Source organism: Paraliobacillus zengyii (assembly GCF_003268595.1).
Classification (GTDB): domain Bacteria; phylum Bacillota; class Bacilli; order Bacillales; family Amphibacillaceae; genus Paraliobacillus_A; species Paraliobacillus_A zengyii.
Window position 1 is genome coordinate 153,346 of record NZ_CP029797.1, and the last position, 23,786, is coordinate 177,131.

A 23,786-nucleotide genomic window follows, 5' to 3' on the forward strand; every position below is an offset into this window, starting at 1 on the left:
AGGCCAAATTAATGTAAAAGCAACTGCAACGGAAAAGTTAGGTTTTGTTCAGCAGCTCAAGCAGTTATTTTATTAATAGAAACGAAAAGGAAAATGGAATAGACGCAAAAAATGCTGAAAAATGATAAAATAGTTAATATTATGGTATGAAACGAAAGGGGAAAGATAAAGATGACAAAAGATATACGCGTGCGTTATGCACCAAGTCCGACTGGAAACTTACACATTGGTAATGCTCGTACGGCATTATTTAATTATTTATATGCAAAACATCTAGGTGGGAAATTCATTATTCGTACGGAAGACACGGATGAGAAGCGTAATGTTGTAGGTGGCGAAGAAAGTCAATTAAACTATTTGAAATGGCTTGGTGTTACTTGGGATGAGGGTGCTGATATCGGTGGTGCTTATGGACCTTATCGCCAAACAGAACGATTAGACATATATCAAACACATGTTGCTGATTTATTGGATCGTGGTCTTGCATACAAATGTTATGTAACGGAAGAGGAATTAGAGCAAGAGCGCGAACAACAACGTGCGAATGGACAAGTACCCAAATATTCCGGGAAACATCGTAACTTAACAGCAGAACAAATAGAGCAGTTTGAAGCAGAAGGTAGACAGCCTAGCATTCGTTTTCGTGTTCCTGAAGGTAAAACATATACGTTTAAAGATATTGTAAGAGATAATATCACGTTTGAGTCGAGTGACTTTGGTGATTGGGTAATGGTTAAGAAAAACGGTATTCCAACATACAATTTTGCTGTTGCTATTGACGACCATTTGATGGAAATATCAGATGTCTTAAGAGGTGAAGAGCATATCTCAAATACACCAAAACAAATGATGATTTTTGATGCATTTGGTTGGGAAGCGCCGCGATATGGTCATATGACCCTCATTTTAAATGAAAATCGCAAGAAATTAAGTAAGCGTGATGAGCATATTTTACAATTTATCGAACAATACAAAAACTTAGGTTATTTGCCAGAAGCATTATTTAATTTCATTGCTTTATTAGGTTGGTCTCCAGTTGGGGAAGAAGAAATTTTTACACAAGAAGCGTTTATTGAAATGTTTGACCCTGATCGCCTATCAACGTCAGCGGCAATATTTGATCCTCAAAAACTGAAGTGGGTAAACAACCAGTACATTAAAGCTGCCAGTCTTGATAGTGTTGTAGAACTTGCATTACCGCATTTAATAACTGCAGGTAAATTACCTGAGGATATGGATGAAGAGACAAGAGAATGGGCAATTGAGTTGATTGCTTTATACAAAGAGCAATTAAGTTATGGACAAGAAATTGTTGAACTTACTGAACTTTTCTTCCAAGCGGGCATTACATATCCAGAGGAAGCTAAAGATGTGTTATGTGGTGAACAAGTTCCTGAAGTGTTGCGTGTATTTGCTGAGAAATTGTCAGCGGTGGATGTATTGACTCCAGAAGCGGTTAAAGCAGAGATTAAAGCAACGCAAAAAGAAACAAAACAAAAAGGCAAAAACTTATTTATGCCGATTCGTGTTGCAACAACTGGTCAGGCACATGGTCCAGAATTACCGAATGCAATATACTTGTTAGGAAATGATGTTGTCCAAACTAGAATAACGAATGTATTAGAACAATTATAGATTGTATCAGTTCCATTTTGTGTTAAAATATAATATAGTATAACTAATAAGTGAACGTTGAAGAGGAAAAGTACTGACGTCCGTACTTAATTTAGAGAAAATCACCATTGGCTGAAAGTGATTTTAGGTACACGTCTTGGAAATGCACCTTGGAGTCCTTTGTCGAAATCCGAGTAGACAAAGGCGGTTTTTAACCGTTAAAAAAAGCCTAAGTGGAGGGAATTTATTCCCTAAACAGAGTGGGACCGCGCATGTAAAGCGTCTCTGTGTTGATTAAGACATAGAGGCGTTTTTTTGTACGAAAAATACTAGAATTGAACCCATTTAATTATGTGGTTGTCCATAGGGGGAAACGATATTATGTGGTTATGGAAACAGCTGAAAAAAGATATGGATGTGATCTTTGATCAAGATCCAGCTGCACGTACATATATAGAGGTCTTTTTAACGTATTCGGGTTTGCATGCAATCTGGTCACACCGAGTAGCCCACATGTTTTATCGAAAAAAATTCTTCTTTATAGCGCGTGTGATATCACAGTTTAGCCGTTTTCTAACTGGGATTGAAATTCATCCTGGTGCTCAAATAGGCAAACGTTTTTTTATTGATCATGGTATGGGAGTTGTGATTGGTGAAACATGTGAAATAGGAGATAACGTTACAATTTTCCAAGGTGTTACATTAGGTGGGACTGGAAAAGAAAAGGGGAAGCGGCATCCTACAATTAAGGACAATGCCTTAATAGCTACGGGTGCAAAAGTATTAGGTTCTATTGTTGTTGGGGAAAGTTCGAAAATAGGTGCAGGCTCTGTTGTCTTAGAAGATGTGCCTGATCATTCAACAGTCGTAGGGATACCGGGACGTGTTGTTGTTCAAAATGGAGAGCGTATAAGAAGAGATTTGGATCATCATAAATTACCAGATCCAGTTGCGGAAGTCATTGATAATATGAAGCAAGAATTAAAAGATTTACATGATGAGTTAGAAAATTTAAAAGGAGTGAAATCAAATGACAATTCGGATGTATAATACGTTAACCCGAAAAAAAGAAGTTTTTGAACCTATAGAGCCTGGAAAGGTCAGTATGTATGTCTGTGGTCCGACAGTTTATAACTACATTCATATAGGGAATGCAAGACCAGCGATTGTATTTGATACTGCACGTCGTTATTTAGAGTTTAGTGGTTATGAAGTTAATTATGTACTAAACTTTACAGATGTAGATGATAAAATTATCAAAGCTGCCAAAGAATTAGATGAGGAAGTGCCAGAGATAGCTGAACGCTTTATTGAAGCTTATCAAGAAGATGTTGCAGCTTTGGGTGTTAAAAAGGCAACACACCATCCACGTGTAACCGAATCAATGGATGAAATAATAACATTGATTGCAGAGTTAATTGAGAAGGACTTTGCTTATGCGGCTGATGGTGATGTCTATTTTAAAACGCGTGCGTTCGATGGTTATGGAAAACTTTCTCACCAATCGATTGACGATCTACGTTCGGGTGCTAGAATTCAAGTAGGAGAAAAGAAAGATGACCCAATTGATTTTGCGCTATGGAAACAAGCGAAACCGGGGGAAATATCATGGGCATCACCTTGGGGAAAAGGTAGACCGGGTTGGCATATCGAATGTTCAGCAATGGCAAAGAAGTATTTGGGAGAGACAATTGATATTCATGCAGGCGGTCAAGATTTAGCATTTCCTCATCATGAAAATGAAATTGCCCAATCAGAAGCTTCCACAGGTAAGAGCTTTGCGAATTACTGGATTCACAATGGCTATATTACAATAGATCATGAAAAAATGTCCAAATCATTAGGTAATTTTATTTTAGCGCGTGAATTGATTGGGAAATTTGATCCACAGTTACTACGTTTCTTTATGCTTAGTGTGCATTATCGAAATCCGATTAATTTTAGTGAAGCATTATTAGAAGGGGCTCAAAATAGTCTGGATAGAATCAAGAATTCCTATCAAAACCTACTGCATCGTAAAGAAGCTAGTATGGATCTTACGGATGACGATAGTATTTGGTTAGATAAAATAGAGCGGTACAAGGAACAATTTATTGCAGAGATGAATGATGATTTTAACACTGCTAATGCCATTTCTGTAATCTTTGATATAACAAAAGAAGCCAATGTTTATTTGCAATCAAAACAAACGTCAACAAACGTTATCGAAGCATTTCAAAATGCACTAGATTTGTTGTTAGATATTTTGGGCATTAATGTAACCGAAACGGAAATGTTGGTGGATGATCAAGTAGACCAATTAATGCAACAACGTGAAAAAGCTCGAGCAAATCGAGATTTTGCTTTGGCTGATAAAATTCGAGATGATTTGAAGGCTCAAAATATTATCTTAGAGGATACACCACAAGGTACGAGGTGGAAGAGAGGATAGTTATGAAATTACAGGATGTAAAGCAGATGAAAAGTCTGGCGTTAGCCTATATAGGTGATGGGATTTATGAATTATATGTTCGAGAATATTTGATTAATAAAGGAATTCAAAACCTACAAAACTTACATCAATCTGCCATTGGATTTGTCTCAGCTAAAGCACAAGCTAAAGTATTAATATATTGGCTCGACAAGGGTAATTTAGATGAAGAAGAACAAGCTGTTGTACGAAGAGGTAGAAATGCGAAATCTGGTTCAATTCCGAAAAACACAGATTTAAAGACATATCGTCATAGTACAGCGTTTGAAGCGTTGATTGGTTATCATTATCTAATGAAAGAGCAAGCGCGTTTAGAGGAATTGATAAATGAAGCTATAGGATTTGTAGAGAAAGGAGAGGTATAATATGTCAGAAGAATGGATTGTCGGTAAAAACCCTGTGGTTGAGGCGCTAAGATCAGGACGCTCTATTAATAAAATTATGGTTTCCGATCATTTGAACAGCCAAGCCACACAAAAGTTACAAGCATTAGCAAAGCAGAGTGGAATTGTTTTACAAAAAGTACCTAAACAAAAAATAGATCAATTAGTTGATGGAAACCATCAAGGGGTGGTGGCATCTGTCGCAGCTTATTCTTATGCTTCACTAGATGATATATTTCAGTTAGCTGAAGAAAAAGAGGAAGATCCATTTTTTATTTTGTTAGATGAAATTGAAGATCCACATAATTTAGGTTCCGTTTTACGAACTGCCGATGCTACAGGGGCTCATGGTATTATTATTCCCAAACGTCGTGCAGTTGGCCTAACAGCAATCGTTGCGAAAACGTCTGCTGGAGCTATTGAATATGTACCTGTTGTACGTGTAACAAATATGGCGCAAACAATTGAGGAGTTAAAATCTCGTAATGTATGGGTAGTTGGTACGGAAGCGGAAGGCACGGAAGATTATCGAGCGTTAGAGGGAACCATGCCAATAGCACTTGTGATTGGCAATGAAGGAAAGGGCATGAGCCGGTTAGTGAAAGAAAAGTGTGACTGGACAGTACGTTTGGCAATGCAAGGAAAAGTATCTTCTTTGAATGCTTCGGTAGCGGCTAGCTTGTTAATGTATGAAATATATCGCAAACGACATCCTTTAGGTAAATAACCGATGGATGTCCTGTTAGTAGATGGCTATAATATGATCGGTGATTGGGATGAGCTTAAGAGCCTCAAAGAGACTGATCTAGAGCAAGCTCGCAATATACTTATTGAGAAGATGGCTGAATATCAAGCTTATCGAGGATACCGTGTTATTATTGTATTTGATGCTTATGAAGTTCGAGGAACGCAAACAAAGCAACAAAATCACAAAGTTGAAGTTATTTATACGAAAGAACAAGAAACTGCAGACGAATGTATAGAGAGAGTGGTTAAAGAATTTAAAAATGTTAAGACAAAGGTTTATGTTGCAACATCTGATTATACAGAACAACGCACGATTTTTGCTCAAGGTGCTTTTCGTAAATCAGCAAGAGAGCTATATATTGAAATAAAAAACGTCCAAACTGAAATAGATAATGATTTAAAAACATATAAAAGCACGCAAAAAGCTACCAAAATTCCAATTACGCAAGATGTATTGGACGTTTTTGAACGCTGGCGAAGGGGAAACAAGTGAAAAACGCACTGTTGACGATAGTTGAACGCTTACAGTATAATGTTATAAAGTATATTCACTTTCAACACTCGGGAGGAGTCCAGGTTGCGTACTGCTTACATTGATCCAAATAATCATGTTACAGACTTAGAGAGACTCGAAGACGATGAGCTAATTATGCTTGTACATCGTGGGCATAGTCAGGCTTTGGACTTTTTAATAAAAAAACATAAAAGTTTTGTGCGAGCAAAAGCAAGGACATATTTCTTGATTGGTGCAGACCATGACGACATCATGCAAGAGGGGATGATTGGCTTATACAAGGCAATCCGGGATTATAATGGAGACAAGTTATCTTCCTTTAGAGCATTTGCGGAGCTATGTGTAACACGTCAGATTATAACAGCAATTAAAACAGCTACAAGACAAAAGCATATGCCGCTAAACTCTTATGTTTCATTGGATAAACCAATTTATGATGAAGAGTCAGAACGAACATTATTAGATATGTTGGCTGATTCGGATGTTATAGATGATCCGCAAGATCTAGTTGTTAATCAGGAAAGGTACGGAGATATGGAAGGTAAGTTAGCTGAAGTGTTAAGTGGATTTGAACGAGAAGTGCTCGCTTTATATATAGATGGGCGTAGCTATCAAGAAATTTCGCTTGAGTTGAAGCGACATGTGAAATCAATTGATAATGCTCTTCAAAGAGTCAAGCGTAAATTGGAACGGTATATAAACGTTAGTGAAATGAGTTTTTAACAGACCAGGGAATCGTTGACAGTCCAATGTAACCATGCTACATTATTAAGAGTGAAACTCACTCTTGTTAGGGGTGAGAGAATGCAAAAGAAAGTGATTTTAGCGTGTACGGAATGTTTAAGCAGAAATTATAGTACAAGTAAAAATACATCAAGCACAGAACGCTTACAAGTTAATAAATTTTGTAAAAAGTGTAAGAAGCACACATTGCATCGTGAAACAAAGTAAAGAGTAATTAGTTAAATTTTGGCGGAAGTTTGGGGGTACCAATCAGTGAATCTCATTACGTTCTTTAAAAATGTTTCCAGAGAAATGAAAAAAGTTTCATGGCCTGGAGGACAAGAATTATTTAGATATACAGTCACTGTAGTTGCAACTGTAGCATTTGTTGCTGTCTTTTTTGCTATAGTAGACTTAGGTATTACAGAAATTCTTAATTTATTTTTTGAATAGTTCACGGTATTATATGCTATAATGATAAATAATAGACATTTTAAACAAGGGAACCCGTTTTTACGGGTTTTTTAAATTGGGAAAAATAATAGATTATTATAATAAGGGAGGGAAGGGGCGTAATGATGCCCTGTTGAATGGAAAAAGAGTGGTTTGTTGTGCATACTTATTCAGGTTATGAAAATAAGGTGAAAGCTAACTTGGAAAAGAGATTAGAATCGATGGGAATGGAAGATAAGATCTTCCGTGTTTTAGTTCCAGAAGATGAAGAGACAGAAATTAAGAATGGTAAGAAAAAAGTAGCTAAGAAAAAAGTGTTTCCGGGTTATGTATTAGCAGAGATGATCATGACGGACGGTTCTTGGTATGTAGTTCGTAATACACCAGGAGTGACCGGATTTGTCGGTTCTGCTGGTTCAGGTACGAAACCAACATCTCTTTTACCTGAAGAAGCGGAAATGATTTTAAAGCGGATGGGTATGCAAGAGTCTGTTACAGAAGTCGATTTTGAGTTAAAAGAAAGTGTAAGGGTTGCGGATGGACCGTTTAATGATTTCACTGGTACTATTGAACAAATTGACTTAGATAAACAAAAGGTAAAAGTGCATGTTAATATGTTCGGTCGTGAAACGCCAGTTGAATTAGATTTTTCTCAAATAGAGAAACTATAACGCGTTTAGATTATTAAAGAATAGCTTGCATTTTCAATTTGAACATGCTAAAATTTTAATGTTCTTTATGCTTCGAGTATAAGGTTTCAAATGATAGAGATGAGTGGGAGGGTCTGAGATGCCCTATTACCACATCACGGACTTAAGGAGGTGTGTCTCGTGGCTAAAAAAGTAATTAAAGTAGTTAAACTTCAAATCCCGGCAGGGAAAGCAAATCCAGCACCACCAGTTGGACCAGCATTGGGTCAAGCAGGTGTTAATATTATGGGATTTTGTAAGGAATTTAATGCCCGTACGCAAGATGAAGCTGGTATGATTATTCCGGTAGAAATTTCGGTTTTTGAAGACCGTTCCTTTACATTTATTACAAAAACTCCGCCAGCTGCGGTATTACTTAAAAAAGCAGCAGGAATCGAAAGCGGATCAGGTGAACCTAATCGCAACAAAGTTGCAACGTTGAAGCGTGATAAAGTAAAAGAGATCGCAGAAACAAAAATGCCTGATTTAAATGCTGCAGATGTTGAAGCTGCTATGCGTATGGTAGAAGGTACTGCACGTAGCATGGGTATTGTTATTGAAGATTAATCCCAAAGCTTTAGACTGATGAGGAGAAGGTTGCGCTAATGGGGTATAAGCCATTTTCGCAACCTTTTTGTAGGATGACAAACTAGATTATAGTTGTCTAGTCCTTGTTAGTAGAATCTTTCTATTAACAGGATCCGCTTTATTAAGTGGGAGGTATAACCGTTAAAACCACATTCAAGGAGGAAATATAATGGCTAAAAAAACGAAGAAACAACAGGAAGCAATTAAACTTGTTGATCGTACTAAACAATATGAGGTAAAAGAAGCATTGGAATTAGTGAAGCAAAATGCAAATGCTAATTTTGATGAAACAATTGAAGCTGCTTTTCGTTTAGGTGTAGATCCTAAGAAAGCAGATCAACAAATTCGTGGAGCAATGGTATTGCCACACGGTACTGGTAAAACACAGACGGTTCTAGTGTTTGCTAAAGGTGATAAAGCAAAAGAAGCGGAAGCTGCTGGAGCTGATTATGTAGGAGAACAAGATTTGATTAATAAAATTAATCAAGGATGGTTCGAATTTGATGTTATTGTAGCGACTCCAGACATGATGGCTGAGGTTGGTAAATTAGGACGTGTGCTTGGACCAAAAGGTTTAATGCCAAATCCTAAAACAGGTACAGTAACATTTGATGTTGAGAAGGCAGTAAATGAAATCAAAGCTGGTAAAGTAGAATACCGTGTTGATCGTCAATCAAATGTACACGTACCAATCGGAAAAGCTTCATTTGATTTGGATAAACTTATTGAAAACTTTGATGCACTTACAGACACATTGATGAAAGTAAAGCCACAAGCATCAAAGGGTATCTATGTTCGTAATGCAGCAGTTACATCTACAATGGGACCAGGAGTTAAAGTGGACCCGTCAACTTTTGGAAAATAAGAATTAGTTATTGACTTCATGATAGCTCTTGATTATAATAAGAAATGTTGAAAATAAATCAAATACGTTATACCGTAGACAGTAGGAGCGTTATTCGCTTAATATCCTACCGAGGTGTCTGAATAAATATGATATTGTACGAAGTGATATCTAATCCATTCAAACAAACCTTCACGTCTACTACAGATGTGAAGGTTTGTTATTAGATGAATCGAGATAAAAAGACTAACCTGATGTTTCGGTATGATGATAAGTCAATAGGAGGTGGAATTTTTGTCAACTATTATTGAACAGAAAAAACAAATTGTATCTGAAATTGCAGACAAGTTCCGCGATAGTGAATCTACCATCCTTGTAGATTATCGTGGCCTTGATGTAGCAGCAGTTACAGAACTACGTGATCAACTACGTGCAGCTGGTGTAGAGTTTAAGGTATATAAAAACTCAATGACACGTCGTGCTACAGAAGAACTTGATCTTGGAGATTTGAAAGATGTACTTGCAGGACCAACTGCTATCGCTTTTAGTAAAGAAGATGTAGTGGCTCCAGCAAAAATTTTAAACAATTTCGCTAAAGATCACGAAGCATTAGAAATTAAAGGTGGCGTAATTCAAGGTAACATCGCGACACTTGAGCAAATCAAGGATCTTGCGGCACTACCAAATTACGAAGGATTACTTTCAATGTTGCTTAGCGTACTACAAGCTCCAGTTCGTAACTTCGCTTATGCAACAAAAGCTGTTGCAGAACAAAAAGAAGAAGAGCAAGGTGCTTAATTACTGATTTTCAGAAAAGGTATTTGCAAAACATTTACGTATTAAAACATAATTAGGAGGAAAATATAATGTCTAAAGAACAAATTATCGAGCAAATCAAAGAAATGTCTATACTTGAGTTAAACGACCTTGTTAAAGGAATTGAAGAAGAATTTGGTGTAACAGCAGCAGCACCTGTAGCAGCTGGCGGTGGCGCTGGTGGAGCGGTTGAAGAAGAGCAAACTGAATTTGATGTTGTTCTAGCAAGCGTTGGATCAGCTAAAATTAAAGTTGTTAAAGCAGTTCGTGAGATCACAGGTCTTGGACTTAAAGATGCTAAAGATCTTGTAGATAACGCTCCTGGTGCAATCAAAGAAGGCGTTACTAAAGAAGAAGCAGAAGAAATGAAATCTAAACTTGAAGAAGTTGGCGCTTCAGTAGAATTGAAGTAAGTTAAAACTAGTGTAAAGCTCGTCTATTAATAGACGAGCTTTACACATTTATTAAATAAAGTAGGTGCTAATATGTCTGAGCAATACTTTGCGAATCAACCTCAATCAAAAAGTGACCCCAAAACGTGGAGTTTTGAACTACGTAGTAATTCCTTTCAGTTTACAAGTGATGTTGGAGTTTTTTCTAAGAATGAAGTGGATTTTGGTTCTAGAACGTTAATAGAAGCATTCACAGTACCAAATGTTTCCGGTGATATTGTTGATCTTGGCTGTGGTTATGGACCAATTGGTCTTGCGCTAGCTAAGGTATTCCCAGACCGGCATTTCATTATGAGTGATGTTAATGAAAGAGCACTCGTTTTAGCGAAAAAGAATGCAGAACAAAACAACATAGATAATACTACATTTTATGTGAGTGATCGTTTTCAATCTATACCTAAAGTAGAATATGCAGCTGTTTTGACCAATCCGCCAATCAGGGCCGGAAAAGAAGTGGTTCATCAAATGTTTGAAGATAGTTTTCAAAATTTAATGAAGGGCGGTCAGTTGTGGGTGGTTATTCAAAAAAAGCAAGGTGCTCCTTCTGCCTTTAGAAAAATGCAACAAATGTTTAAAGAAGTTGAAACAATAAAAAAGAGTAAGGGTTATGAAATCATTTGTGCAACAAAATAATGCATTTAATTAAATGTTGACTCTAGTGGTTGATTGTGGTAGCATTGAAAAATGCCAATAGGTAGATTCGTGTGTCAATAGGCATGCGACAAGGAAAAAATGTATATTATGATTAATAAAGGAAACAATGGTAATGCTGTGAAGGTAAGTGTAGAAGTTTGGGGATTTAGTAGTAGTTTTAATGCTGTTTCCAGGCAGAAATTGTTTCGTTAATTTTCAATACAATACCATTTACTTACATATGTAAATGTATTATAACGACTTGTGAGTAAGTCATTTCACAAGTTTGTTCGGTGAGATTGCCGAACAATTTTTATTCTGATTAAATTATACCTTTTCCGCTGTATAAGTCAATAGCAGTTAAAACATTATTGGAATAAGGTGAAGGTATGTGAGCTTGTCAAAATTTTATTTTGATTTATTAAGCTCTTTTGTTTTCTATTCTTGATTTGAGGGGTGAAGCAGTTGACAGGTCAACTAGTTCAGTATGGACGACACCGCCAGCGCAGAAGCTATGCACGTATCAGTGAGGTATTGGAACTACCAAATCTTATTGAGATTCAAACAGCTTCCTATGAATGGTTTTTAGAGGAAGGATTGCGGGAAATGTTTAAAGATATTTCTCCAATTGAAGATTTCACAGGGAATTTATCACTAGAATTTGTTGATTATAATCTAGGTGAACCAAAATATCCTGTTGCTGAATCGAAAGAAAGAGATGTTACCTACAACGCTCCGCTTCGTGTGAAAGTTCGTTTATTAAATAATGAAACTGGCGAAGTAAAAGAGCAAGAGGTATTTATGGGAGATTTCCCTTTAATGACAGATACAGGTACTTTTGTTATTAATGGAGCCGAGCGTGTTATTGTATCACAGCTTGTTCGTTCGCCAAGTGTGTATTTTAGTGAAAAAATAGACAAAAATGGTAAACGCGGATATAAAGCTACAGTTATCCCCAATAGAGGAGCATGGCTTGAGTTTGAAACAGATGCTAAAGATGTTGTGCATGTTCGTATAGATCGCACAAGAAAGTTACCAATTACCGTATTATTACGGGCAATAGGTTTTAGCAATGATCAAGATATTATTGATCTTATCGGTGATAATGAATATTTAAAAAATACATTAGAAAAAGATAACACAGAAACAAGTGAAAAAGCTTTATTAGAAATTTATGAGCGTTTACGACCTGGCGAGCCGCCAACTGTTGAGAATGCAAAAAGCTTATTAGTTTCTAGGTTTTTCGATCCGAAACGATATGATTTAGCTCGTGTTGGACGTTATAAAATGAATAAAAAGTTACACATTAAAAATCGTCTTTTTAATCAAACTTTAGCGGAACCGTTAGTAGATCATGAAACCGGGGAAGTTGTAGCACAAAAAGGTGATAAACTAGATCGTCGTTTATTAGATAAAATCTTACCATATTTGGATGCAAAAGAAGATAGTTTTGGCGAGCAATATGTTGAACCTGATGAAGGTGTACTTAAAGAGCCAATAAAAATTCAAATGATTAAAATATTTGATCCCACTGATCCTGAAGGGGAAAGAACGCTAAATGTTATTGGTAATGGAGCAGTTGATGATTCGGTTAAGAATATTGCACCATCTGATATTCTTGCTTCTATTAACTATTTCTTTAACATTTTACATCAAGTAGGTAATACAGATGATATTGATCACTTAGGAAATCGTAGACTTCGTTCTGTAGGTGAATTGTTGCAAAATCAGTTCCGTATTGGTCTTTCTAGAATGGAACGTGTAGTACGTGAGCGTATGTCTATTCAAGACACCTCAGCAATTACACCGCAGCAATTGATTAACATTCGTCCTGTAATTGCTTCCATTAAAGAGTTTTTCGGTAGTTCTCAACTTTCACAATTTATGGACCAAACAAATCCATTAGCTGAATTAACCCACAAACGTCGTTTATCTGCGCTTGGACCTGGTGGTTTGACTCGTGAACGTGCAGGTTTTGAAGTTCGTGACGTACACTATTCTCACTATGGCCGTATGTGTCCGATTGAAACGCCTGAGGGGCCGAATATTGGTTTAATTAACTCTTTGTCATCATTTGCAAAAGTTAATAAGTTTGGTTTTATTGAAACACCATACCGTCGTGTTGATCCAGAAACAGGCAAAGTTACGGAACGTTATGATTATATGACTGCAGATGAAGAAGATAATTATGTTGTTGCGCAAGCAAATGCCAGTCTAACAGATGATGGATCATTTGCAGACGAAGAAGTTATCGCTCGTTTCCGTGGTGAAAATACTGTTGTAAGTCGTGATCGTTTAGATTATATGGACGTTTCACCAAAACAAGTTGTATCCGCAGCTACAGCATGTATTCCATTTTTGGAAAATGATGACTCTAACCGTGCGCTTATGGGTGCCAACATGCAACGTCAAGCTGTTCCTTTATTACAACCGCGTTCGCCGATTGTTGGTACTGGAATGGAATATGTATCTGGTAAGGATTCAGGTGCAGCTGTTATCAATCTACGAGATGGTATAGTGGAACGTGTCGAAGCGAAAGAAGTTCGAGTTCGCCTCATATCAGAAGTTGATGGGAAAGAAGTACAAGGCGATGTTGATACATATCGCTTGCAAAAATTCATCCGTTCTAACCAAGGAACCTGTTATAACCAACGACCAATCGTTAGTGTTGGGGATCGTGTGAAAAAAGGAGAAATCCTAGCAGATGGTCCTTCAATGGAAGATGGTGAACTAGCACTAGGGCAAAATGTTCTAGTTGGCTTTATGACTTGGGAAGGTTATAACTATGAGGATGCTATTATCATGAGTGAACGCTTAGTGAAAGATGATGTTTACACTTCTATCCATATTGAAGAATATGAATCTGAAGCTCGTGATACAAAGCTAGGACCTGAAGAGATTACAAGAGACATTCCAAACGTCGGAGAAGATGCACTACGCGACCTTGATGAGAGAGGTATTATCCGTGTTGGTGCTGAAGTTGAAGATGGTGATTTACTAGTAGGTAAAGTGACACCAAAAGGAGTAACAGAGTTATCTGCTGAGGAACGCTTGTTACACGCAATATTTGGTGAAAAGGCGCGTGAAGTACGTGATACTTCCTTACGTGTACCACACGGTGCCGGTGGAATTGTATTGGATGTTAAAATCTTTAATCGCCAAGATGGTGACGAACTACCACCAGGTGTGAATCAATTAGTTCGTGCTTATATTGTGCAGAAACGTAAAATTCATGAAGGTGACAAAATGGCTGGTCGTCACGGTAATAAAGGTGTTATTTCTAAGATATTACCAGAAGAAGATATGCCATTTATGCCAGACGGAACACCAATCGATATCATGCTTAACCCGTTAGGTGTACCATCACGTATGAACATCGGTCAGGTACTTGAAATGCACTTAGGTATGGCTGCAAGACAACTCGGTATTCATGTAGCATCTCCTGTATTTGATGGAGCTCGTGAAGAAGATGTGTGGGAAACGATTCAAGAAGCTGGAATGGCAAGAGATGCAAAAACAGTTCTTTATGATGGACGTAGTGGAGAACCATTTGATAACCGTGTTTCTGTTGGTGTCATGTACATGATTAAACTAGCGCACATGGTTGATGATAAACTACACGCACGTTCGACTGGACCATATTCACTTGTTACACAGCAACCATTAGGTGGTAAAGCACAATTTGGTGGCCAACGTTTCGGTGAAATGGAAGTTTGGGCACTAGAAGCATATGGTGCAGCTTACACGTTACAAGAAATTTTAACAGTGAAGTCAGATGATGTTGTTGGTCGCGTGAAAACATATGAAGCAATTGTTAAAGGAGAAAGTATTCCAGAGCCAGGTATACCAGAATCATTTAAGGTATTAATTAAAGAGTTGCAAAGCCTTGGTTTGGATGTAAAAATGCTTTCAGCTGATGAAGAAGAAATTGAACTTCGAGATATAGATGAAGAAGATACACAATCGGCAGATCAATTTAATCTTGAACTTGAAGGTAAATAATTAAACAGTTCTCACTTTTATCGTTTGATATGTAAAAAGTTGTTCGAATTAGTTAATAAACAAGAGATTTTTATTTCTTGTTTTTAACTATTTGGGCACATACTAAAGGGAGGTAGGCCCCTTGATAGATGTAAATAATTTTGAATTTATGAAAATAGGGTTAGCATCACCAGATAAAATCCGTTCATGGTCATATGGAGAAGTGAAAAAGCCAGAAACCATTAACTATCGTACATTAAAACCAGAAAAAGATGGTTTATTTTGTGAAAGAATCTTTGGTCCACAAAAAGACTGGGAATGTCATTGTGGTAAATACAAACGTGTCCGTTATAAAGGGGTAGTTTGTGATCGCTGTGGTGTTGAAGTAACAAAATCTAAAGTTCGTCGTGAACGTATGGGTCACATTGAACTAGCTGCACCAGTTTCACATATTTGGTACTTTAAAGGTATTCCAAGTCGAATGGGATTAGCGTTAGATATGTCACCAAGAGCGTTAGAAGAAGTTATTTATTTCGCTGCTTATATTGTGACAGACCCAGGTGATACCACTTTAGAGAAAAAGCAATTACTTTCTGAAAAAGAATATCGTGCATATCGCGATAAATATGGTCAAACCTTCCAAGCTCAAATGGGAGCAGAAGCTATTAAAAAAATATTGCAAGATATTGATCTTGAAAAAGAAGTAGAGATTCTTCGTGAAGAATTAAAATCTGCGCAAGGTCAGCGTCGTACGAGAGCGATAAAACGTTTAGAAGTATTAGAAGCATTCCGTAACTCTGGTAACCATACAGATTGGATGATTTTAGAGGTGTTACCAATTATACCTCCTGAACTTCGACCAATGGTACAACTAGATGGTGGACGCTTTGCTACATCGGATTTAAATGATCTATATCGTCGTGTTATTAACCGCAACAATAGACTTAAGCGTTTATTAGATCTTGGTGCACCAAGTATTATCGTTCAAAACGAGAAACGTATGCTTCAAGAAGCAGTTGATGCACTAATTGATAATGGTCGTCGTGGTCGTCCGGTAACTGGACCGGGTAACCGTCCACTTAAATCTCTTTCACATATGTTAAAAGGGAAACAAGGTCGTTTCCGTCAAAACTTATTAGGTAAACGTGTTGACTACTCTGGTCGTTCTGTAATTGTTGTAGGACCTAGCTTAAAAATGTATCAGTGTGGTTTACCAAAAGAGATGGCAGTTGAGTTATTTAAACCATTTATTATGAAGGAATTAGTAGAAAGAGGTTTAGCTCACAACATTAAGTCTGCAAAACGTAAGATAGAAAGACTTAATCCTGATGTTTGGGAAGTGTTGGAAGACGTTATTAGGGAACACCCTGTACTATTAAACCGTGCTCCTACTTTACACAGATTAGGTATTCAAGCATTTGAACCTACTCTAGTAGAAGGACGTGCAATTCGTTTGCATCCATTAGTATGTACAGCATATAACGCTGACTTTGATGGTGACCAAATGGCAGTACACGTTCCACTTTCAGCAGAAGCACAAGCTGAGGCGCGTATTCTTATGTTGGCAGCTCAAAATATTTTGAATCCAAAGGATGGTAAACCAGTAGTAACACCTTCACAAGATATGGTGTTAGGTAACTATTACCTTACAATGGAACGAGAAAATGCGGTTGGAGAAGGAATGTCATTTAAAGATCTTTCCGAGGCGATGGTTGCATACCAAAATGGTTATGTTCATCTTCATACTCGAATTGCAGTGCAGGCTTCTTCGCTTAATAAAGCAGCATTCTCAGAAGAACAAAATAGTCAACTAATAGTGACAACGGTAGGTAAACTGATCTTTAATGATATGCTTCCGGAATCATTCCCGTATATGAATGAGCCGACGCAACAAAACCTAGAAGTTCGCACGCCAGAAAAGTATTTCATTGAAAAAGGCTCGAATGTAAAGGAAGTAATTGCTGATCGAGATATTATTCTTCCGTTCAAGAAAGGTATTTTGGGAGATATAATTGCTGAAGTATTTAAGAAGTTTAAAATCAGTGAAACATCAAAAATGCTTGACCGTATGAAAGACTTAGGATTTAAGTACTCTACTAAAGCAGGTATAACAGTTGGTGTAGCAGATATTGTTGTATTAGCAGAGAAAGAGCTTATCCTAGATGAAGCACAAGAGAAAGTCGATAAAGTATTAAAACAATTCCGTCGTGGTTTAATTACAGATGAAGAACGCTATGATCGTGTTATTTCAATATGGTCACAAGCAAAAGATGTCATTCAAGAAAAACTTATGAAGACATTAAATCCAAGAAACCCTATATTCATGATGAGTGATTCAGGTGCTCGTGGTAACGCATCAAACTTCACACAATTAGCTGGTATGCGTGGTTTAATGGCCAACCCGGCTGGTAAGATCATCGAATTGCCGATCAAATCTAGTTTCCGTGAAGGTTTAACGGTATTAGAGTACTTTATATCTACACACGGTGCTCGTAAAGGACTTGCGGATACGGCGCTGAAAACTGCTGACTCTGGTTACTTAACTCGTCGTCTAGTTGATGTGGCACAAGATGTTATTATTCGTGATGATGATTGTGGAACAGATAAAGGTTTAACAGTTCATGCAATAACAGAAGGTACAGAATTAATTGAACCACTGATTGACCGTCTGATTGGTCGTACTTCATTCCAAGTTGTACGTCATCCAGAGACGAAAGAAGTATTGATTAATAAAAACGAAGTAATACCTGAAGATGTAGCAAAACAAATTGTTGAATCAGGTATTAAAGAAGTAACAATTCGTACTGTCTTTACTTGTAATACAAAACATGGTGCTTGTAAGAAGTGTTATGGTCGTAACTTAGCCACTGGTCAAGAAGTTGAAGTTGGCGAGGCAGTAGGTATTATCGCTGCACAATCAATTGGTGAGCCAGGAACACAGCTTACAATGCGTACATTCCACACAGGTGGGGTTGCAGGTAGTGATATAACTCAAGGTTTACCTCGTATTCAGGAAATATTTGAAGCGCGTAATCCGAAAGGTCAAGCGGTTGTTTCTGAGATTATTGGAACAGTCCAAGATATTACAGAAGTAAAAGATAAACAAGAGATTATCGTAAAAGGTAATGTTGAATCACTTACTTATACAGCTCCTTATGGTGCGCGTGTAAAAGTGGAAGTAGGAGAAGAAGTTGTCGCTGGTCAAGCACTGACAGAGGGTTCAATCGATCCTAAGGAATTATTGAAAATTCAAGGAATTGATGGTGTCCAATCTTACCTATTAAAAGAAGTACAAAAAGTTTATCGGATGCAAGGTGTGGAAATCGGTGATAAGCACGTTGAAGTAATGGTTAGACAAATGCTTCGTAAAATGCGTGTTGCTGATGCTGGGGATACGGATGTACTACCTGGATCATTACTTGAAATTCACCAGTTCCGAGATGCAAACAAAAAAGTACTATTAAAAGGTGCACAACCTGCCGTTGGAAGACCTGTTTTATTAGGTATTACAAAAGCATCACTCGAAACGGATTCATTCTTATCAGCTGCGTCATTCCAAGAAACAACACGTGTATTAACAGATGCAGCGATTAAAGGAAAACGTGATGAGTTACTAGGTCTAAAAGAAAATGTTATTATTGGTAAATTGGTTCCTGCTGGTACTGGTATGCAAAGGTACCGCAAAATAGAAATTGAAACAGAAGAGCCAGTGGAGCAAATTACTGAAGAATCATTAACAGAAGAAGTAACGCCACAATAAATCAGGGAAGAAACAAGGGGAAATAAAGAAGCACCTAGATATAGAAAACTTTAATTTTATATTGACATTAGAATTATAGAATGATACTATATTCAAGGTGCTTCTGTTATCCTTGTTGCTTTGGAGGATATGTAAATGTCTTATGAAAAAGTAGCACAGGTCAAAGATAATCTAATTATCGGTACGAAACAAACACTAAAAGCCATAAAAAATGGTGAAGTGTCTGAAGTCGTTATTGCTGTTGATGCAGATCAACGTGTAACGAGTAAAGTGTCGCAACTTGCAGAAGAAATGAACGTGCCATGTACACAGGTTGATTCAAAGAAGAGACTTGGCAAAGCATGTGGAATTGATGTAGGAACAGCGACTGTAGCTATAAAGCAATAAAGCAATAAAGTTTTGGTGAATGATCAAAGCTATTCACGAAAGCTTTGTTTTTTGCTTATAAATGAACCACCTGGATGTGTGGTATTACAAAAATCAATGAAAGGAGGAAACAAACAATGCCAACTATCAATCAATTAGTTCGTAAAGGCCGTGTGAGCAAAGGTAAAAAATCTGACTCACCTGCATTGAATAAAGGTTTTAACAGCTTCAAAAAATCATTGACTAACCAATCTTCTCCACAAAAACGTGGTGTTTGTACACGTGTTGGTACGTTAACTCCAAAGAAACCAAACTCTGCATTGCGTAAATATGCGCGTGTGCGTTTGACTAACGGAATTGAAGTAACTGCTTATATTCCTGGAATTGGGCACAATCTTCAAGAACACAGTGTTGTTCTTATTCGCGGAGGACGTGTTAAAGATTTACCTGGTGTACGTTACCATATTGTTCGTGGAGCGCTTGATACTGCCGGAGTAGAAGGACGTGCACAAGGACGTTCTAAATACGGAACAAAAAGACCAAAAAAATAAGCTTTAAATAGCTGATAACTTCAGAAAGGAGGTTAGACTATGCCACGTAAAGGTCCAGTAACAAAACGTGATGTCTTACCAGATCCGTTATATAACTCAAAACTAGTTACTCGTTTGATCAACCAAATTATGGTTGATGGAAAAAGAGGAATAGCTCAAAAAATTCTTTATAAAGCATTTGACATTGTTCAAGAGCGTAGTGATCAACCATCCATTGAGGTGTTTGAACAAGCACTTAAAAATGTTATGCCAGTTCTTGAAGTTCGCGCTCGCCGTGTTGGTGGTTCAAACTATCAAGTACCGGTTGAAGTACGTCCAGAACGTCGCCAAGCATTGGGACTTCGTTACCTTGTAAATTATTCAAGATTACGCGGAGAAAAAACAATGGAAGAACGTTTAGCTTATGAAATTCTTGACGCATCAAACAACACTGGTGCATCTGTTAAGAAAAGAGAAGATATGCACAAAATGGCGGAAGCAAACAAAGCATTTGCTCATTATCGTTGGTAGTATTAAAAGCTTAAATACAACATGTATGTTCCATTACGTCATGCAAGTTAATGGATTGATGGAGCAATCTTTTTCGAAATGTTTAAAGATAATCATGTAATCGAACTTAGATAATAGGAAGGAGAAAGAAACATGCCTAGAGAATTCTCCTTGGAAAAGACACGTAATATCGGGATTATGGCCCATATTGATGCTGGTAAGACAACAGCAACTGAACGTATTCTTTTCTATACAGGACGTATCCATAAAATTGGAGAAACACACGAAGGTGCTTCTCAAATGGACTGGATGGAGCAAGAGCAAGAGCGTGGTATTACAATCACATCTGCTGCAACAACTGCTTCATGGAAAGGTCATCGTATCAACATTATAGATACACCAGGACACGTAGACTTCACTGTTGAAGTTGAACGTTCTTTGCGTGTACTTGATGGTTCCGTAGCTTTACTTGATGCACAATCAGGGGTTGAGCCACAAACAGAAACTGTTTGGCGCCAAGCTACAACATATAAAGTTCCTCGTATTGTATTCGTTAATAAAATGGATAAAATAGGTGCGGACTTTGAATATTCGCTTGGGACATTAGAAGATCGTCTAGCTGCAAATGCACATCCAGTGCAACTTCCAATCGGTGCGGAAGATGAATTCGAAGGAATTATCGACCTTATTGATATGGAGGCTCATTACTACTTAGATGATTTAGGTACACGTGAAGAGGCGCGTCCTATCCCTGATGCTTATAAAGAACAAGCAGAAAAATATCGTACAAGGTTGATAGAAGCTGTAGCTGACCTTAACGAAGACCTTATGATGAAATATCTAGAAGGCGAAGAGATTTCTAATGAAGAACTTAAAGCTGCGGTTCGTACTGCTACTCTAAGCGTAGAATTCTACCCAGTCTTTTGTGGTTCAGCTTTCAAAAACAAAGGGGTTCAATTATTAATTGATGGAGTTATAGATTACTTACCTGCTCCAACAGATGTACCTCCTATTGAAGGTCATGTACCACAAACTGATGAAGAGGTTGTTCGACGTGCAGATGATAGCGAACCATTTTCAGCTTTAGCATTTAAGGTTGCAACTGACCCATACGTAGGTAAACTTACATTTTTCCGTGTCTATTCAGGTACGCTTGATGCTGGTTCTTACGTAAAAAACTCATCTAAAGATAAAAGAGAACGTGTTGGACGTATTTTACAACTACATGCTAACTCTCGACAAGAAATCCCTACTGTTTATGCAGGTGATATTGCCGGAGCTGTAGGTTTGAAAGATACTTCTACAGGGGATACTTTATGTGATGAGAAGAGTCTTGTGATTTTAGAATCAATGGACTTTCCAGATCCAGTTATTTCTGTAGCGATTGAACCTAAATCAAAAGCAGATCAGGATAAGATGTCTATTGCATTAGGAAAACTTGCTGAAGAAGATCCTACATTTAAAGCTGAAACTGATCCTGAAACTGGTCAAACAATCATTTCTGGTATGGGTGAACTCCACCTTGATATTATCGTTGATCGTATGAGACGTGAATTCAATGTTGGGGCAAACGTAGGTGCACCGCAGGTATCTTACCGTGAAACATTCCGTAAAGCTGCAAACGTTGAAGGTAAGTTTGTTCGTCAGTCTGGTGGACGTGGACAGTATGGTCACGTTTGGATTACATTCGAACCAAACACTGAAGGCGCAGGTTATGAGTTTGTAAACAAAACTGTCGGTGGTTCTGTACCACGTGAATACATTTCTTCTGTAGAAGCTGGTGTTAAGGAAGCAATGCAGAATGGTGTTATTGCTGGTTATCCACTTATCGACTTGAAGGCAACTTTGTTTGATGGAAGTTACCATGATGTCGATTCCAATGAAACTGCCTTTAAAGTTGCTGCTTCTATGGCACTTAAAGCGGCGAAAAATAAATGTGATCCAGCACTTCTTGAACCAATTGAGAAGGTTGAAATTGTTATCCCAGAAGAATACATGGGTGATATTATGGGTGATGTTACTTCTCGTCGTGGTCGTGTTGAAGGTATGGAAGGACGCGGAAATGCACAAGTTGTTAAAGCGTTTGTTCCACTTTCTGAAATGTTTGGTTATGCAACTGCTCTTCGTTCTAACACACAAGGACGTGGAACTTACACAATGCACTTTGATCACTTTGAAGAAGTGCCAAAGAGTGTTGGAGAAGAAATTATTAAGAAAAACACTGGCGAATAATTGATTTTTTGCAAAAAATAACGTATAACTTGTATTGTGCACTTAGAAGTTAATATATTATTTATTTCTAAGTGAGCATACATGTATTATAAAAAATTAACTTTTATTTATTTAAAGGAGGAACTATAAATGGGTAAAGAAAAATACGACCGCTCCAAAGACCACGTTAACGTTGGTACTATTGGACACGTTGACCATGGTAAAACTACACTAACAGCTGCAATTTCTACAGTACTACACAATCGTTCAGGTTCAGGTACTGCAATGGCTTATGATCAAATTGACGGTGCTCCTGAAGAGCGCGAACGTGGAATCACAATCTCAACAGCACACGTTGAGTATGAAACAGAAACGCGTCACTATGCACACGTTGACTGTCCAGGACACGCTGACTATGTTAAAAACATGATCACAGGTGCTGCACAAATGGATGGAGCTATCTTAGTTGTTTCTGCAGCTGATGGTCCAATGCCACAAACTCGTGAGCACATCTTACTTTCACGTCAAGTAGGTGTACCTGCAATTGTTGTATTCTTAAACAAATGTGACATGGTAGACGATGAAGAACTTCTTGAGTTAGTAGAAATGGAAGTACGTGACCTTCTTGGTGAATATGACTTCCCTGGAGATGACGTTCCAGTTATCAAAGGTTCTGCACTTAAAGCTCTTGAAGGCGAAGAGAAATATGTTAATGCAATCTATGAATTAATGGATGCTGTTGACGAATATATTCCTCGTCCTGACCGTGATGTTGAAAAACCTTTCATGATGCCAGTTGAGGATGTATTCTCAATCACTGGTCGTGGAACAGTTGCTACTGGTCGTGTTGAGCGTGGAGTAGTTAAAGTTGGAGACGAGATTGACATTATTGGTCTTTCTGATGCTCCTAAAAAATCAACTGTTACTGGTGTTGAAATGTTCCGTAAGCTTCTTGACTATGCAGAAGCTGGCGATAACATTGGTGCACTTCTTCGCGGGGTTTCTCGTGATGATATCGGCCGTGGACAAGTACTTGCTAAACCAGGTACAATCACTCCACACACAACTTTTAAAGCAGAAGTTTATGTTTTATCAAAAGAAGAGGGTGGCCGTCACACGCCATTTTTCAATAACTACCGTCCACAGTTTTACTTCCGTACTACGGATGTAACTGGTATTATTCAACTTCCTGAAGGCGTAGAAATGGTTATGCCTGGAGATAACGTTGAAATGACAGTAGATCTTATTTCACCAATCGCACTTGAAGAGGGAACTAAGTTCTCAATTCGTGAAGGTGGCCGTACTGTAGGCGCCGGTGTTGTTGCAACTATTACTAAATAAGTAATGCTATAAAATAGCAGGTAGCTCATAAGCTACCTGCTATTTTTTTGTCTCAAATGACATTGGTGAAAATTAATTCTCGACTAATACGAATCGAATACGAATTATGAGGCCAATGCCTCAACTGGTCATACTTTTTATAGAATGGTTTTCAATATGGT

22 protein-coding genes and 2 other annotated features are annotated in these 23,786 nt (G+C 37.7%); all 22 genes read left to right on the forward strand.

Going from position 1 to position 23,786, the window contains the following annotated elements; genetic code table 11:
* The first annotated feature begins 171 nt into the window (after positions 1–171).
* Entirely contained in the window at positions 172–1,635 is a 1,464-nt protein-coding gene (gltX, locus tag DM447_RS00735) for a glutamate--tRNA ligase (RefSeq protein ID WP_112179233.1), read from the forward strand.
* A 48-nt stretch (positions 1,636–1,683) separates the two neighbouring features.
* Positions 1,684–1,904 (forward strand) — a binding site (T-box leader).
* A gap of 91 nt (positions 1,905–1,995) precedes the next feature.
* Entirely contained in the window at positions 1,996–2,664 is a 669-nt protein-coding gene (gene cysE, locus DM447_RS00740) for a serine O-acetyltransferase (RefSeq protein WP_112179234.1), read from the forward strand.
* Entirely contained in the window at positions 2,645–4,045 is a 1,401-nt protein-coding gene (cysS, locus tag DM447_RS00745) for a cysteine--tRNA ligase (protein ID WP_112179236.1), read from the forward strand. Before cysE ends, cysS begins: the two co-directional genes overlap by 20 nt.
* A 2-nt stretch (positions 4,046–4,047) precedes the next feature.
* A complete protein-coding gene (locus tag DM447_RS00750) occupies positions 4,048–4,449 on the forward strand; it encodes a Mini-ribonuclease 3 (protein WP_112179238.1) in 402 nt (133 codons plus the stop codon).
* Between the two features lies 1 nt (position 4,450).
* Positions 4,451–5,194, forward strand: coding sequence for a 23S rRNA (guanosine(2251)-2'-O)-methyltransferase RlmB (gene rlmB / locus DM447_RS00755; RefSeq protein WP_112179240.1), 744 nt, complete (start codon positions 4,451–4,453; stop codon positions 5,192–5,194).
* A 3-nt stretch (positions 5,195–5,197) separates the two neighbouring features.
* Positions 5,198–5,707 (forward strand): NYN domain-containing protein, encoded by a 510-nt coding sequence (locus tag DM447_RS00760; RefSeq protein ID WP_112179241.1) that lies wholly within the window; start codon positions 5,198–5,200, stop codon positions 5,705–5,707.
* 84 nt (positions 5,708–5,791) lie between these two features.
* Entirely contained in the window at positions 5,792–6,451 is a 660-nt protein-coding gene (sigH, locus tag DM447_RS00765; protein WP_112179243.1) for an RNA polymerase sporulation sigma factor SigH, read from the forward strand.
* Between the two features lie 81 nt (positions 6,452–6,532).
* The gene (gene rpmG / locus DM447_RS00770; protein WP_112179245.1) at positions 6,533–6,679 is read left to right on the forward strand and encodes a 50S ribosomal protein L33; all 147 of its coding nucleotides are present in this window, start codon (positions 6,533–6,535) and stop codon (positions 6,677–6,679) included.
* A gap of 45 nt (positions 6,680–6,724) precedes the next feature.
* Complete coding sequence (gene secE / locus DM447_RS00775; protein WP_112179247.1) at positions 6,725–6,904, forward strand: preprotein translocase subunit SecE; 180 nt, start codon at positions 6,725–6,727, stop codon at positions 6,902–6,904.
* A 137-nt stretch (positions 6,905–7,041) separates the two neighbouring features.
* Entirely contained in the window at positions 7,042–7,575 is a 534-nt protein-coding gene (gene nusG / locus DM447_RS00780; protein WP_112179249.1) for a transcription termination/antitermination protein NusG, read from the forward strand.
* A 159-nt stretch (positions 7,576–7,734) separates the two neighbouring features.
* Positions 7,735–8,160, forward strand: coding sequence for a 50S ribosomal protein L11 (rplK, locus tag DM447_RS00785; protein ID WP_157967388.1), 426 nt, complete (start codon positions 7,735–7,737; stop codon positions 8,158–8,160).
* A gap of 190 nt (positions 8,161–8,350) precedes the next feature.
* Positions 8,351–9,046 (forward strand): 50S ribosomal protein L1, encoded by a 696-nt coding sequence (rplA, locus tag DM447_RS00790; RefSeq protein ID WP_112179252.1) that lies wholly within the window; start codon positions 8,351–8,353, stop codon positions 9,044–9,046.
* 54 nt (positions 9,047–9,100) lie between these two features.
* Positions 9,101–9,256: a sequence feature (ribosomal protein L10 leader region), on the forward strand.
* A 63-nt stretch (positions 9,257–9,319) separates the two neighbouring features.
* The gene (gene rplJ, locus DM447_RS00795) at positions 9,320–9,823 is read left to right on the forward strand and encodes a 50S ribosomal protein L10 (RefSeq protein WP_112179254.1); all 504 of its coding nucleotides are present in this window, start codon (positions 9,320–9,322) and stop codon (positions 9,821–9,823) included.
* Between the two features lie 68 nt (positions 9,824–9,891).
* Positions 9,892–10,254, forward strand: a complete 363-nt coding sequence (gene rplL, locus DM447_RS00800; protein WP_112179255.1) for a 50S ribosomal protein L7/L12 — start codon at positions 9,892–9,894, stop codon at positions 10,252–10,254.
* Between the two features lie 72 nt (positions 10,255–10,326).
* Positions 10,327–10,926 carry a class I SAM-dependent methyltransferase gene (locus DM447_RS00805; protein ID WP_112179257.1) on the forward strand — a complete coding sequence of 200 codons (600 nt, stop codon included), beginning with the start codon at positions 10,327–10,329 and terminating at the stop codon, positions 10,924–10,926.
* Positions 10,927–11,382: 456 nt separating this feature from the next.
* The gene (gene rpoB / locus DM447_RS00810; protein ID WP_198663186.1) at positions 11,383–14,928 is read left to right on the forward strand and encodes a DNA-directed RNA polymerase subunit beta; all 3,546 of its coding nucleotides are present in this window, start codon (positions 11,383–11,385) and stop codon (positions 14,926–14,928) included.
* A gap of 121 nt (positions 14,929–15,049) precedes the next feature.
* Positions 15,050–18,667 carry a DNA-directed RNA polymerase subunit beta' gene (gene rpoC / locus DM447_RS00815; protein WP_112179261.1) on the forward strand — a complete coding sequence of 1,206 codons (3,618 nt, stop codon included), beginning with the start codon at positions 15,050–15,052 and terminating at the stop codon, positions 18,665–18,667.
* Positions 18,668–18,802: 135 nt separating this feature from the next.
* A complete protein-coding gene (locus DM447_RS00820) occupies positions 18,803–19,054 on the forward strand; it encodes a 50S ribosomal protein L7ae-like protein (RefSeq protein ID WP_112179263.1) in 252 nt (83 codons plus the stop codon).
* Positions 19,055–19,170: 116 nt separating this feature from the next.
* On the forward strand, positions 19,171–19,584 hold the full coding sequence (gene rpsL, locus DM447_RS00825; protein ID WP_112179265.1) for a 30S ribosomal protein S12: 414 nt from the start codon (positions 19,171–19,173) through the stop codon (positions 19,582–19,584).
* Between the two features lie 39 nt (positions 19,585–19,623).
* On the forward strand, positions 19,624–20,094 hold the full coding sequence (rpsG, locus tag DM447_RS00830; protein WP_112179267.1) for a 30S ribosomal protein S7: 471 nt from the start codon (positions 19,624–19,626) through the stop codon (positions 20,092–20,094).
* Positions 20,095–20,226: 132 nt separating this feature from the next.
* Positions 20,227–22,305, forward strand: a complete 2,079-nt coding sequence (gene fusA / locus DM447_RS00835) for an elongation factor G (protein ID WP_112179269.1) — start codon at positions 20,227–20,229, stop codon at positions 22,303–22,305.
* 129 nt (positions 22,306–22,434) lie between these two features.
* Entirely contained in the window at positions 22,435–23,625 is a 1,191-nt protein-coding gene (gene tuf, locus DM447_RS00840) for an elongation factor Tu (protein ID WP_112179271.1), read from the forward strand.
* Positions 23,626–23,786 lie beyond the last annotated feature (161 nt).